Here is a 13,316-nt window from a genome sequence, read left to right as displayed (position 1 = left end):
AGCGATACCGACCGGAGCGCTTTCAGTTGTTCGTGGCGAATTACAGCAAACGAAACACTGAAATGCAATCGATTAATTTTAAAATATCTATATCTATCAATTGGTTGTAATTGATTTTGCTTTCGGTTTAGCCGCAACCGAAAGCGGCGTTAACGTAAAGTGAAAACGGCAAATTCGTTATTTTTCAGTCGACAATTCCCGGCGTTTATTCATTCAGTCCGTCGATGCCGAAAGCCGCAGCGATAATTCGACAACCGCCGGGCTTTCACTGTTTTTTTATGCCGCCGCCTGTAATAGCGCCGCGCCACGCACGCCGCTGCTGTCACCGTGCACCGGCGGGAATACCGCTGCCGGTTCCACGCCCGGCAGCAGCCAGCGCCGCATTGCCGTTGGCAACAGCCGATACAGCTCGCTGACGTTGGACAACCCGCCGCCCAGCACGAAGGCATCGACGTCCAGCAGCAGCTGCAAACCGGCCAGTGCGCTGGCCAGAATGTCGACGTAGACGGTCATCAGCCACTGTGCGAGCGTATCCCCCGCGCGGTAGCTGGCGACCAGCGCCGGCACGTCGGCGGCCGGATGGGCAAAGTGGCGGCTCAGCGCCAGCAGCCCGCTGCCGGAGACGTAGCGTTCAAAGCAGCCGGTCAGCCCGCAGTTACAACCGAACAGCGGCAGATTGTAACGCTGCGCCAGTTGGGCGGAGATCGGCATATGGCCCCATTCACCCGCCAGCCCGTTGCGCCCCTTATGCAGTTGCCGGTTCACCACCAGGCCGCCGCCGGCGCCGGTGCCGATGATGGCGCCGAAAACCAGCGGCAGATGGGCGGTTTGCGGCGTGCTGGCTTCCGACAGCGCGAAACAGCGGCAGTCGTTCTCGATGGCGATCGGCCGCGCCAGCGCCTGCGTCAAATCATCCGCCAGGCAATGCCCCGTCAGGCAGGGCACGTTGACCGCCAGTTGGCGGCGGCTGACGGGATCGGTGATCCCCGGCAGGCCGATGCCGATGCTGCCGTGCGTATGCAGCTCACGGTCTGCCTGCTCGACCAGCCCGGCGATGCAGGCCACGAACTCGCCATAATCGTCGGTTGGGGTGCGCACGCGCTGGAGCAGCACCCGATTGAGCCGGCGATCGTAAGCGGCCATTTCGATTTTGGTGCCGCCGATATCGAAGCCGTAACGCATCTCTCTCGTGATCATGGTCAGGCTCCGTTCAGGGCGATCACCGCCGCTTCGCGGCGTGCGCGTTCGGCGGCGAACACCATCAGGTGGCTCTCCAGCGCTTCCGCCGGGCCGGCCAGCACCTGGCTGGGATCGTTGGCGCGAATGGCCGCGATAAAGTGCTGCATCAGGTAGTAGTCGCCGCCGCCGTGGCCGGCCATGGCGTGCAGATCCTGGCCGGCGTCGGTGTCGTAATGTGTTTCGCCGTCGTCGAGGAACGAGGTGATGCGGATATGGCGGCCGTCGCCCTCCAGGCAGCCGCGGCTGCCGAAGATGCGGGTGTGGCGATCTTCGTGGCGGGTAAAGGCCGTCATGGTGAACGACGCGGTGCGGCCGCCGGCGAACTGCATGTTGACCACCTGATGATCGACCACGTTATTGTCGCAGCGGTAAACGCAGCGGCCGTAGGGCCCGTCGCGCAGCGCCGCCCGCAGCGTCGTTGGGTTGGGGTCTGGCGTCAACACGCGCAGAAAGCCGGGCGTGGCCTTGTGGTCGTCGCCCAGATAGATGCGTTTGGCGGAATAGGGGCAGGACGTCTCCACCGCGCAATCCAGGCAGTTGTCCGCCGCGCCGGCCGGTTGGTTTTCCCGGCGGAAGTGGCGCAGGTTGCCGAAGGAGCTGACCTGTTCGCAGGGCTGCTCCATCACGTAGCGGATCCAATCGATATCGTGGCAGGATTTCTGCAGCAGCATAAAAGCGGCCTGCCGATCGTTGCGCCAGTTGCCGCGCACGAAGGAGTGCGCCTGATGCCAGTAGCCGACCGGCTCCAGGTGTTGCAGGCTGACGATGTCGCCGATCGCGCCGTCGCGCAGCAGTTGCTTGAGCTTTTGGGTATAGCGGGTGTAGCGCAGCACATGGCCGACCGAGAAGATCAGCTTTTGGCGCACCACCTCGGCGACGATGGCGCGGCACTCGTCGGCATCCGGCGACAGCGGCTTTTCCAGCAGCATGGCGTAGCCCTGGCGGGCGAAGGCCAGCGCAGGTTCCAGATGCATTTGATCCTGAGTGCAGATCAGCACCGCGTCGGCCAGCTTGCCGGCGTCGGCGGCCTGGCGCCAGTCGGTGAAGACATTTTCCGGCGCGATGGCGTGCTGCGCCACGAACTGCTCGCGGTAGGCGTCGCGCGGTTCCGCCACCGCCACCACCTGCATCAAGTCGGGGTGTGCCAGCGCGTAGCGCGAGTAGATTTCACCGCGCGCGCCGGCGCCGACTACCAGCACCCGCACCGGGGGCTGGGCAACGTTGTTGGGTTGTGTTGACGACATTGCTGGGTACTCCGCTGTTGTTATTTGAGGTTTTGGCCGCTGAGCTCGTCGAACAGATGTGCGCGCGTCAGATCGAATGCCAGATGAATGCTTTCGCCGAGGCGCGGTTCCCAGTCCGGCAGCGACGCCATGCGCAGCACGAAGCGCAGGTCGGCCAGTTCGCAGTGCAGCAGTTCCTCGTTGCCCATGCGCTCGATGGTGACGATCTGCGCCGGGAAGCAGTTGGCGCTGCCGGGCGCGCATAGCCGCAGGGACTCCGGCCGGATACCGAGGCACACCCGCGCATGCGGATAGTTCGCCAACTGCCGTTGCAGCGCCGGCGGCAGCTCGAGCTGGTGCTGTAGGCCGATACGCAGCCGCACCGTTTGGCCATCGCGAACAATCGCCAGATCGTGCAGGTTCATCGACGGGCTGCCGATAAACTCGGCGACGAAACGGTTGGCGGGGTGGTGGTACAGGTTAATCGGTTTATCCACCTGCATGATGGCGCCGCGGTTCATCACGCAAATGCGGTCGCCCATGGTCATCGCTTCGACCTGATCGTGGGTGACGTACACCATGGTGGCGGCGGCACCTTCCCGTTTCAGCTGATTGTGCAGTTCAATCAACTGCACGCGCATCGACACCCGCAGCTTGGCGTCGAGGTTGGACAGCGGCTCATCGAACAGGAACACCTTGGGTTTGCGCACGATGGCGCGGCCGACCGCCACCCGTTGGCATTGGCCGCCGGAGAGCTGGCCCGGCTTGCGCTGCAGCAGATTGGTGATCTCCAGTTTTTCCGCCGCGTCGCGTACCCGACGGTCGATCTCGGCCTTGCTCTCTTTGCCGATCAGGCCGAACGCCATGTTCTTGTACACCGTCATGTGCGGGTACAGCGCATAGTTCTGGAACACCATGGCGATGCCGCGATCCTTCGGCATGCTGTCGTTGACGCAGCGATCGTGGATCAGGATTTGCCCCTCGCTGACGCTCTCCAGCCCGGCAATCATCCGCAGCAGGGTGGACTTGGCGCAGCCGGACGGGCCGACGAACACCATAAACTCCCCGTCTTCAATCTCCAGATCGACGCCGTGCAGCGCGTGGAAACCGTTGGGGTAGACTTTTTTAACGCTGTTTAACTGAATTCCGGCCATGTCGTTTACCTTGTCTGCGCGTTAGCCTTTCACCCCGGCGCTGGCGATGCCCTGGATGAAATAGCGTTGGAAAATAATGAACAGCATCAGCATCGGGATCACCGCCATCAGCGCCCCGGCCATCAGCAACGGGTATTCCACCCCGGCGCGGCTGGAGAGCGAGGCGAGGCCAACCGGCAGCGTCAGCTTCTCGGTGGTGGTATTGACGATCAGCGGCCACATCAGGTTGTTCCAGCTCCACAGGCCGTTGATGATGACGCAGGCGATAATGCCCGGTCGGATCAGCGGCAGCATGATGCGCCAGAAGATGGCGAAGTAGCTGTAGCCGTCGATCAAGGCCGCTTCTTCCATCTCCTTCGGCACCGCCAGAAAGAACTGGCGCAGCAGGAAGGTGGCGTAGACGCTGAAAATGCCCGGCAACACCAGGCCGGTGATGCTGTTGACCAGCCCCAGTTGCTGTACCACCAGGAATTGCGGGATCAGAAACGCCTGGCCGGGCACCATCAGGATCGACACGCACACCAGAAACACCGCGTCGCGGCCGCGGAAATGCAGGCGCGAGAAGCCATAGGCAGCCAGGGTGGCGATCGCCATCTGCAGGGTGACGGTGAAGAAGGTCGCCAGCAGCGAGTTGAGATAAAAACCGGCGAACGGGATTTCGTGCATCACCCGGCCGTAGGCCTGCAGGCTGGGATGCGCCGGCAGCAGCGTCAGCGGGATCTGGATGCTCTCAGCTTGGGTTTTCAGCGAGGTCACCAGCATCCAGATAAAGGGCACGACCGAGGCCAGCGCCGCCAGCCCCATAAACAGGTACACCAGCGTTTTCTTGCTTGCGTTCATGTGCAGCTCCTCAGCTGACTTTCAGGCGCTTGCCGATCGCCATTTGAATCAGGGTGATCACCAGCGTGACGGCAAACAGCACCACGGTGATGGCGGAGGCGTAGCCTTTCTCCTGCAGGTAAAATGCGTACTTGTAGAACAAGTTGGTGACGGTCATCACGTCGTTTTCCACCAGCGCGCGGTCGAACATCAGGAACACCACGTCGAAGATTTGCAGGATCTCGATAAAGCTCATCACCGACACGAAGAACAGCGTCGGCACCATCATCGGCAGCGTGATGCAGAAGAAGCGCCGCAGGGTGCCGATGCCGTCGATATCCGCCGCCTCATACAGCTGACGTGGAATGCTTTGCAGCCCGGCCAACAAGATGATGATCTTCAGCGCCAGCGACGACCAGATGATGATGATGGACACGCTGATGCGCACCACGTCCGGATCGGACAGCCAGGCGACCGGCGCGATGTGCAGCAGGCCCAACGCCTGGTTAATCAGGCCGAAGTCTTTGTTGAACAGCCATTGCCACACCATGGCGACCGCCGCAGGCATGGTGACCGCCGGCAGAAACAGCAGGGTGCGCAGCAGGCCTTTACCGCGGATGTTCTGGTTGAGGCCGATCGCCAGCAGCAGCGACAGGCTCAGGCTGATCGGCACGCACACCACCACGTAGAACAGGGTGTTGGCGGCGGCGGTGTAGAAGTCGTCGTCTTCGAACAGGTTGAGATAGTTATCGACGCTGATGCTGCTCCAGCGCATGAACTGGTTCAGATCGGTAAAGCTGTAAAAAATGTTCTGCAAAAAGGGGATCAGGTAAAACACCGTTACCCCCAACAGCAGCGGCAGGATCATCACCCAGCCCCAGAAGCGTTCGGCGCGTTCGAGCCGATTGAGCGCGGGGCGGGCGGTGCGCCGGGATTGTTTTAGGGTGACCGTAGCCGTTTCTGCCAGCGACATGTTGCCATTCCTCACCTATCACTTTCAGCGTGGGTCCACTGCGGCGCACACTCGGGGTAGCGCGCCGCTGCGGGGCGATTACTGCTCCATGACGCGCGCGATCTTCTTGACCGATTTGTCCATTTCCTGCTTAGCGTCCGCGCCCATAAAGATTTTCTTCAGGCTGGCGATCCACATGTTTTGCCATTTCGGCGTATTGGTGCCGGCGGTCGGGTAAGCCTGGGTCACTTCAAGGGTTTGGATGTAAGGCGAGACGTCGACTTTCTGAATCTGCTGCGCCCAGACCTTGGCCGCCGTCTTGTTGGCCGGGATCACCACCTTGGCCAGCTCCGCCTGCGAGGCTTCGCTGCTCATGAAGGCGATATATTTCCAGGCGGCCTGCTTGTGGGCGCTTTTGGCCGACATGGCGAAGGCCAGGCTGTGCGCTACGCCGGACTGCCGTTCGATCTTCGGCATCATTACCACGCCGATGTGATCGTTGATCAGCGGGTTGTTGGCGAACGGCGCCGCGAGCCAGGAACCGGCATAGACCATCGCGGCGCGGTTGGACTGGAAAATGTTCTCGGTTTTGACTTCGCTCATTTGCTGGGCGCTCGGCATCAGGCCATCTTTCATCATGCCCTGCAGCTGCTGGTAAACCCAGATGGATTTGTCGTTGGCGATGTCGGTGGGTTGGCCGTCTTTCGGCACGATGTGATTGCCGTTTTGGAACAGCAGGTTCATGTAGCTGTCCTGACCGTCGATGCTGAGATCCATCACCAGCGGGAAGGCGGCGCCTTTCAGCCCGCTTTTCAGGGCGGTGGCTTTGTTTTTCAGATCGTCCCAGCTCCAGTCGCTGGTGGGATAGCTGACGCCGGCCTGATCGAACAGTTTTTTGTTGTACCACACGGCGATGGAATCGACGTCGCGCGGAATGGCCATTTGCTGGCCGTCGTACTGGTAGGCTTTCACCGAGCTGGCGACCACGTCGTCCAGCTTAAGGCCGCTCTCCTTAATATAGGGCGCCAGCGGCTCCATAATGCCGTTTTTGGCGTACTGCACAAAATAAGGCATGTTGATCCAGAATATATCCGGCGCCACGCCGCCGGCGGCGGCGGAATCCAATTTAACGAAATATTGCGCAGAGGGCGTTAATTCTATTTCTACTTTTATATCAGAGTTGGCCTGTTCAAAGCGCTTGGCGATCTCCTGCTCGGCAGGTAATTGGTTTCTGTCCCAAACGGCATAGCGTAATGTTATTTTATCTGCGGCGTGAAGCAGGGTGGGTAATAATAATGCGCTGACAAGAATAGAATGCGTCAGCAGGCGTCCGGTATTTTTTATCGGTGACATTGCTTTCCCCTCGGTGAGCGACGAATAACGTTTTTCGCAACGTAAATTCTTTCTATCCCTTAACTTTCAATGTGTCAATACACCCCGGGATGCCCAAAAATGGGGCGCCAATGTTTCGTTGTTGTTAAAATCGAAAGCCTTTTATGGCCAAGTGAAAGGTGGGTTTGTTTACACTTCGCTAACCTTTTGGTGGGTTTTCCTCCTGCTGTCGCGGCAGTTAGCGGCCCTTGCAGGCATAGGAATAACTGATAACCCCTGCACCATAATGGGGATTAAAAATATTTTTATTGTGCAAGCGCCAGCTTCTTTCATTTTTGTGATGCAAATAAACAAAAAAAACGGTTTGCGGTAGCCAGAGAAGGGCGTGGGAGCGATTTTTATTACCGGCTATTGTCAGTGGTGATAAAAGGCGCTAGCCTGAATTTCACCGTGTTTATTCATTTAAAATAAAGAGGCCAGAATATCATGCGCCTGTCTCTGGTATTTACCCATTGCCTGGAGAAAGTATTTCATCGCCACAGTGTGCCGCCTATTTCTATAGAGGAAAGGCTGAGCGGGTTAAATAACGAGGTGCTTTCCTGGCAGGCAGTGTACTGTTTGCAAACGCCGGGCAACGAAACCCGCCATGAGTTGTGTTATCAACTCGACGGGCCGCTGGCGGAGTATATCAGCGTGCGCCAGGTGCAATCGGTGCCGAGCGGGTTTACCTGCTATCGCGAGACCGACGAGAATTATCTGACGACCGAGCCGGGGTTATTTCCCGACCCGCTGATGCCGCTGCCGCAACGGCGTTTTTTCGCCGCCTGCCGCTATTATGGCAGCCTGTGGCTGACCCTGACGCCGCCGGCCGACGCGCAACTGGCTGGCGACTTTCCGTTGACCCTGCGGCTGCTGGATGCCCAGAGCGGCGAGGCGCTGGCCGAGGCTACGCTGACGCTGCATCTGGTGCCGGCGGCGTTGCCGCCGCAAACGCTGTTGCACACCGAGTGGCTGCACACCGACTGCCTGGTAGATTACTACCGTCTGGCGGTGTTCAGCGCGGATTACTGGCGCGCAGTGCGCCACTTTGTGCGCTGTGCGGTGCGCGCCGGGGTCAATATGCTGCTGACGCCGCTGTTTACGCCGCCGCTGGATACCGCCGTCGGCGGCGAACGCACCACGGTGCAGTTGGTGAGGGTGACGCGTTCGGCGCGAGGGTATCGCTTCGATTTCAGCCACCTGGCGCAATGGGTGGCGCTGGCGCAGGAAGAGGGCATCGAGCACTTCGAAATCGCGCCGCTGTTTACCCAATGGGGGGCGGCGCATGCGCCTAAGATCGTGGTGGAGGAGCAGGGCGAGGCGCGACCGCTTTTCGGCTGGCACACCGATGCGCAGGGCGAACCGTATCAGCGTTTCCTGCAGGCGCTGCTGCCCGAATTGACCGCCTGGTTCCGCGAACGGGGGCTGGAACGGCAGGTGTGGTTCCACATTTCCGATGAGCCGACGCTGGACAACCTGGCGGCCTACCGGCGCGCCAGCGCCGTGCTGCGGCCGCTGCTGGACGGCTTCCGCACCTTCGACGCGCTGTCGGATTTCGCTTTCTATCAGCAAGGCCTGGTGGAAACCCCGGTCGCCGCGACCGATCATATCGAGCCTTTTATCGAACACCGGGTGCCCGGCCTGTGGGCCTATTATTGCTGCGTGCAGAAGATCGAGGTCGCCAACCGGTTCTTTGCCCAACCGTCGGCGCGCAACCGCATATTGGGCGTACAGCTGTATCTGTACCGCATCGCCGGCTTCCTGCATTGGGGATTCAACTTCTATAACAGCGCCCATTCGCGCGAACGCATCAATCCGTACGCGGTGACCGACAGCGGCCATGCGTTTCCCTCCGGCGATCCGTTCGTGGTTTATCCGGGCGAGGATCTGCAGCCGGTGGAGTCGCTGCGCCTGCGGGTACTGCACCAGGGGCTGCAGGATATGCGCGCGCTGCAGCTGCTGGAGAGTTTGAGCGATCGAGCGACGGTGGAGGCGCTGATCGAGCGCGAGCTGGGCATGCGCATCACATTCAAACGCTATCCACACCAGGCCGGGCCACTGCTGCGCCTGCGAGAAGCGGTGAACCGCAGTATCGAAGCGTTGCTGGCACCGATGTGAGGGTAAATGGGAGCGAAAAGGCGTCTTTCGCTCCCAGATCGCCATTACTTTGCTATACCTGATAGTCGATGGATTCATTTTATTGTCATGTAACTGACACGTCAGAGTCACGGCTCTGGCTTAAGTTTGCAGCGACTACGTCAGGAGATAACGCGATGTTCAGCCTGGATTCTCTGTTGCAAGATGCATTTCCACACCGCAATACCCCTGCCTGGCAGCGCAGCCTGCTAAGAACCCTTCTCTTCGAAAAAGAATTCAAACAGTTCGCCGCCGACTATCCCCACCTGAAAGGGCTCGATCTGATCGAGCAGGTGGTGGACTACTTCAACCTCAGCTGCGAGCTGGTGGACGGCGACCTGGAAAACATTCCGAGCCAGGGGCCGGTGGTGCTCGTGGCCAATCACCCGATCGGTTCGCTCGACGGCCTGGTGCTGCTGCGCGCCGTCGCGGCAGTGCGCCCGGACGTGAAAGTGGTGGCCAGCCAGCTGCTGACCTACATCGAACCGCTGCGCAACCTGTTCGTGCCGGTGGATAACGTCGCTTATAAAACCAGCCGCAAGCAGATTGAAGGTATGCAGCAGCAATTGGACAATCAGGGCGCGCTGATCCTGTTCCCGGCCGGCGAAGTGTCGCGCATGAGCCCGAAAGGTATCCGCGACGGCCACTGGCATACCGGCTTTCTGCGCCTGGCCGCCAAGGCGCGCGCGCCGATCGTGCCGATCCACATCAGCGCGCGCAACAGCAACCTGTTCTACTTTACCTCGCTGGTCTACCGGCCGCTGTCGACGCTGCTGCTGGTGCGCGAAATGTTCCAGCAGCGGGGCGGGCGCATCAAGATCCGCATCGGCGGCCGCGTGCCGTTCGCCAACTGGCACGACGGCCACACCAGCGCCAAGGATCTGGCGGAGCGTTTTCGCCGCCATGTGTATCGACTGGGCCAGGGCAAACCGGGGCTGTTCGCCAGCGAATCGCCGATCGCGCTGCCGGAAGAGCGTTTGGAGCTGAAAAAGGCGCTGGCGAACTGCGAAAAGTTGGGGGTGACGCCGGACGGTAAAACCATCTACCTCTATCGCCGCCACGACGAAGCACGAACGCCCATCCTGCGCGAGCTGGGTCGCCTGCGCGAGATCGCCTTCCGTGCGGTAGGGGAAGGCTCCGGCCGCCGCCGCGATCTGGACAGCTACGACGACGATTATTACCACTTGGTGCTGTGGGATGAGGAGGAGCTGGAGATCGTCGGTGCCTATCGCTTTATTCCCACCGCCGAACAAATTGAACGCAAAGGGCTGGAAAGCATCTACAGCAACAGCCTGTTCCACTACGACCGCGATATGGAACCGATCCTGGCGCAGGGCATCGAGCTGGGGCGCAGTTTCATTCAACCCGCCTATTGGGGCAAACGCGGGCTGGACTATTTGTGGCTGGGCATCGGTGCCTATCTGTCGAAATACCCGCAGTACCGCTATCTGTTCGGCCCGGTGTCGATCTCCGGCGGCATGCCGCTGGCGGCGCGCGATCTGCTGATCGCCTTCTATCGGCTCTACTTCTCGCCGGATCATGCCTTCGCGCAGTCGCGCCGGCCTTATCCGGCCTCGCTGCCGCAGGTGCTGGCGCAGTTTGCCGGGGATAACTACCAGGAAGATCTGGTGCGGCTGAAGAGCCTGCTCAGCAACATCGGCTGCTCGATCCCGACGCTGTACAAGCAGTACACCGAACTGTGCGAACCGGGCGGTGTGCAGTTTATCGACTTCGGCACCGATCCGGCGTTCAACAACTGCATCGACGGCCTGGTGTTGGTGGACACCACGCGGCTCAAGCCGTCGCGGTATCAGCGTTATATCGCGGTGCATCAGCCGCAGCCAGCCGAGACGGCATGATTACAGTCTGACTCATGCCTTTTTGATCTAAGCACGACCTTGGGGCCGGCGAAGGGATAGCGCTACGATAAACGTTTCGCTTTCCACCGCCGGAGCCTTGCATGCCTCACTCGTTTATCCCGCCGTTATTGTCCGCCGATGAACCCTCTGCCGCCGCCGTTGAAATCCCGCATGGCAAAGCGCCATTTTTGCTGCTGTGCGATCACGCCGGCAAGGCGATACCGCAATCCCTCGGCGATCTCGGTTTACCGCCGGGGGAGATCGAACGCCACATCGGTTGGGATATCGGCGCGCTGAGCGTGTCGCGCCATCTGAGCCGCCAGCTGGACGCGACGCTGATTCACCAGCGCTATTCGCGGCTGGTGATCGACTGCAACCGAGCACCCGGTATCGCCAGCTCGATCCCGCATTTGTCCGAGCTGACACCGATCCCCGGCAATATCGGTATCGACGCCGAACACGCGCTGGCGCGTGAGCGCGAGGTGTTTTTGCCGTATCACCACGCCATCGACGATCATCTGGGGCAGCGCCAGCTGCGTGAACTGCCGACGGCGGTGATCGCCATGCACAGTTTCACACCGGTGTTCAAAGGGGAATCGCGCCCCTGGCAGGTGGGGCTGCTGTTTAACCGCTACCCGGAGTTTGCGCATCTGCTGGCCGAGCTGCTGCGCGAAGAGGGGGATTTGCAGGTGGGCATCAACGAACCTTATGCGATGACGGACGCTACCGACTATACGCTGCCGGTTCATGCGGAACGCCGCGGTTTGCCTTATGTCGGCATCGAAATTCGCCAGGATTTGATCGCCGACGAACGCGGGCAGCAGGCGTGGGCAAAACGTTTCGCGCGCCTGTTGCCGCAGGCCTGGCAACGCTGGCAAATTTGACTTTAGGAATATTCCCAGAGATGATAACCGTAAGGAATACGTAAGACGTCAATTAGAAAAAAAGTCAGGAGAGACGTGTGGAGCACAGCGATAACGGACTGTTTATCAAACGGGAGCGTTTTGAAGTTCTGGCGATTCTGCGTGAAATTTGCAAACAACGCACGCCGCTGCGCGTAGAAAATCAGCAGCACCGGTTTCAAAGTCTGTTATTGAGCGTCGGGCCGGACAATATCGTGTTTAGCGGTGAGGAAGCCGCGAGCGCCATCGACGGCGCCTGCACCATCGTGATTGAAAGCAACGACGCCAAGATCGAGTTTTCCGTCGGCCAGGCGGAGCTGACCGAACATCAGGGCGTTCAGGCCTGCTCGACCCGTCTGCCGCAGGAGCTGGTCTACATTCAGCGCCGTCGCCAGTTCCGCATCACCACGCCGCACTGGCGCCAATTCTTCTGCACCGGCGAATACCCGGACGGTACGCCTTATGAGCTGCGGATCCACGACCTCTCTGCCGGCGGCGTCGGTTTGCGCTTCGATGGTCCGCTGCCGGAATTCTTCCAGCCGGGCTTGCAGTTCAAGAAAGCGCTGCTGGATCTGGGCAGCTACGGCAGCTTCAAGGTCAACATGGAGCTGGTGGTGGTCAACGACGATCAGGAAACCGACGACAATGACCAGGTGGTGCATTTCTCGCGCCTGTCATGCCGTTTTCTCAAGTTGGGGCTGGCGATGGAACGCAAAATTCAAAGTGCGGTGTTTGCCTTCGAGCTGGATTTCAACAAAAAGAAAAAACGCTGATATTTATCAGGGGCAGTGCGCTGCCCCCTGACGCTCTACGGATCTTACGGTTTTAATGCCCGCAGGCTGCCGATCTCTTCCCATCCCAAATGCGCCGCTTCGGCCAGTACGTCGCACACCTCACCGCCGGCTGCGGCCACGGCTACGTCGAGCGCGGCGCCGTGCAGCAGATGGCTGACCAGCAACGCGGTGAACAGATCGCCGGTGCCTTTGACCGCCGACTTGACCTTCGGATGGGTAAAGCACTGAGTTTCCTGCCGGGTGGCCAGCATCAATCCCACCTCGTCTTCGTGCTGCGCCACGCCCGGCGCGCTGGTGACCAGCACCCATTCGGTGGTGTCGTTCAACAGCGCCTGCGCGGCGTGTTGCGTCTGTTCCCGACTGCTCAGAGCGCGGCCGCACAGCTGCTCCAGTTCGAAACCGTTCGGCGTCAGGCCGTTGGCCAGCCGCAGGAACGGCGAACGATAGCAGTTGACGATGCGTTCATCCACGTAGACTCCCTCACCGTAATCGCCCATCACCGGATCGATATAGATTTTTATCTGCGGGTTGAGGGCGCGCACGCGCTGCAGCCAGTTGGCCAGAATATGGCACTGCATCACGTCGCCCAGGTAACCGACGATCACCGCCCGGGCACGCTTCATTACGCCACGGGCGATCAGATCGTCGAGAAAGCCGCCGAACCACTCGCCGGAGATGACGCCGCCATGCGGCTTGCCGTAATAGGGCGGGCAGCCGAACAGCACGCTGGGCACCTGCAGCGCTTCCAGCCCCTTTTTCAGCAGGGCACGGTAGGCGATACCGTTGCCGACGCTGCCGTAGACCACCTGAGATTGAATGCTGATCACGTCGATGGACGGTGACCGCAAGGGTGAAGTCTGTTGCATC

At 60.3% G+C, this 13,316-nt stretch carries 11 protein-coding genes; 4 read left to right on the top strand and 7 right to left on the bottom strand.

Going from position 1 to position 13,316, the window contains the following annotated elements; all coding sequences use genetic code 11:
* Positions 1-276 precede the first annotated feature (276 nt).
* The 6 genes from EGY12_RS19275 to EGY12_RS19250 form a co-directional block, all read right to left on the bottom strand.
* Positions 277-1,182: an ROK family protein gene (locus EGY12_RS19275; RefSeq protein WP_123895635.1), complete on the bottom strand. Its 906-nt coding sequence runs from the start codon at positions 1,180-1,182 to the stop codon at positions 277-279.
* A gap of 17 nt (positions 1,183-1,199) precedes the next feature.
* A complete protein-coding gene (locus tag EGY12_RS19270; protein ID WP_123895037.1) occupies positions 1,200-2,483 on the bottom strand; it encodes a Gfo/Idh/MocA family protein in 1,284 nt (427 codons plus the stop codon).
* A 20-nt stretch (positions 2,484-2,503) separates the two neighbouring features.
* The gene (locus tag EGY12_RS19265; protein WP_123895036.1) at positions 2,504-3,616 is read right to left on the bottom strand and encodes an ABC transporter ATP-binding protein; all 1,113 of its coding nucleotides are present in this window, start codon (positions 3,614-3,616) and stop codon (positions 2,504-2,506) included.
* Between the two features lie 21 nt (positions 3,617-3,637).
* A complete protein-coding gene (locus tag EGY12_RS19260) occupies positions 3,638-4,456 on the bottom strand; it encodes a carbohydrate ABC transporter permease (RefSeq protein ID WP_123895035.1) in 819 nt (272 codons plus the stop codon).
* A 10-nt stretch (positions 4,457-4,466) separates the two neighbouring features.
* Positions 4,467-5,408: a carbohydrate ABC transporter permease gene (locus EGY12_RS19255; protein WP_123895034.1), complete on the bottom strand. Its 942-nt coding sequence runs from the start codon at positions 5,406-5,408 to the stop codon at positions 4,467-4,469.
* 78 nt (positions 5,409-5,486) lie between these two features.
* Entirely contained in the window at positions 5,487-6,740 is a 1,254-nt protein-coding gene (locus tag EGY12_RS19250) for a sugar ABC transporter substrate-binding protein (RefSeq protein WP_123895033.1), read from the bottom strand.
* Positions 6,741-7,205: 465 nt separating this feature from the next.
* Here EGY12_RS19250 and EGY12_RS19245 point away from each other — a divergent pair, with 465 nt between their 5' ends.
* From EGY12_RS19245 to EGY12_RS19230, 4 genes are all read left to right on the top strand, one after another.
* Entirely contained in the window at positions 7,206-8,876 is a 1,671-nt protein-coding gene (locus EGY12_RS19245; protein ID WP_123895032.1) for a DUF4091 domain-containing protein, read from the top strand.
* A 155-nt stretch (positions 8,877-9,031) separates the two neighbouring features.
* Entirely contained in the window at positions 9,032-10,753 is a 1,722-nt protein-coding gene (olsF, locus tag EGY12_RS19240) for an ornithine lipid synthase OlsF (RefSeq protein ID WP_123895031.1), read from the top strand.
* Positions 10,754-10,854: 101 nt separating this feature from the next.
* Positions 10,855-11,637, top strand: coding sequence for an N-formylglutamate amidohydrolase (locus EGY12_RS19235; RefSeq protein WP_123895030.1), 783 nt, complete (start codon positions 10,855-10,857; stop codon positions 11,635-11,637).
* A gap of 77 nt (positions 11,638-11,714) precedes the next feature.
* Complete coding sequence (locus EGY12_RS19230) at positions 11,715-12,428, top strand: flagellar brake protein (protein ID WP_049199733.1); 714 nt, start codon at positions 11,715-11,717, stop codon at positions 12,426-12,428.
* Between the two features lie 44 nt (positions 12,429-12,472).
* Here the strand turns inward: EGY12_RS19230 and pdxY are convergent, their stop codons facing one another.
* Entirely contained in the window at positions 12,473-13,315 is an 843-nt protein-coding gene (pdxY, locus tag EGY12_RS19225; protein WP_123895029.1) for a pyridoxal kinase, read from the bottom strand.
* Between the last annotated feature and the right edge of the window lies 1 nt (position 13,316).

Source organism: Serratia sp. FDAARGOS_506 (assembly GCF_003812745.1).
Taxonomy (GTDB): Bacteria; Pseudomonadota; Gammaproteobacteria; order Enterobacterales; family Enterobacteriaceae; genus Serratia.
Note: the sequence above shows the minus strand (reverse complement) of the source record. Positions and strands in the feature narration are given on the sequence as shown.

Excerpts from the sequence above, each read along its gene's own strand:
- EGY12_RS19260 (WP_123895035.1), bottom strand. The coding sequence starts at position 4,456 with ATGAACGCAAGCAAGAAAACGCTGGTGTACCTGTTTATGGGGCTGGCG.
- EGY12_RS19235 (WP_123895030.1), top strand. The coding sequence starts at position 10,855 with ATGCCTCACTCGTTTATCCCGCCGTTATTGTCCGCCGATGAACCCTCT.
- olsF (WP_123895031.1), top strand. The coding sequence starts at position 9,032 with ATGTTCAGCCTGGATTCTCTGTTGCAAGATGCATTTCCACACCGCAAT.
- EGY12_RS19255 (WP_123895034.1), bottom strand. The coding sequence starts at position 5,408 with ATGTCGCTGGCAGAAACGGCTACGGTCACCCTAAAACAATCCCGGCGC.
- pdxY (WP_123895029.1), bottom strand. The coding sequence starts at position 13,315 with ATGCAACAGACTTCACCCTTGCGGTCACCGTCCATCGACGTGATCAGC.
- EGY12_RS19265 (WP_123895036.1), bottom strand. The coding sequence starts at position 3,616 with ATGGCCGGAATTCAGTTAAACAGCGTTAAAAAAGTCTACCCCAACGGT.
- EGY12_RS19275 (WP_123895635.1), bottom strand. The coding sequence starts at position 1,182 with ATGCGTTACGGCTTCGATATCGGCGGCACCAAAATCGAAATGGCCGCT.
- EGY12_RS19270 (WP_123895037.1), bottom strand. The coding sequence starts at position 2,483 with ATGTCGTCAACACAACCCAACAACGTTGCCCAGCCCCCGGTGCGGGTG.
- EGY12_RS19250 (WP_123895033.1), bottom strand. The coding sequence starts at position 6,740 with ATGTCACCGATAAAAAATACCGGACGCCTGCTGACGCATTCTATTCTT.
- EGY12_RS19245 (WP_123895032.1), top strand. The coding sequence starts at position 7,206 with ATGCGCCTGTCTCTGGTATTTACCCATTGCCTGGAGAAAGTATTTCAT.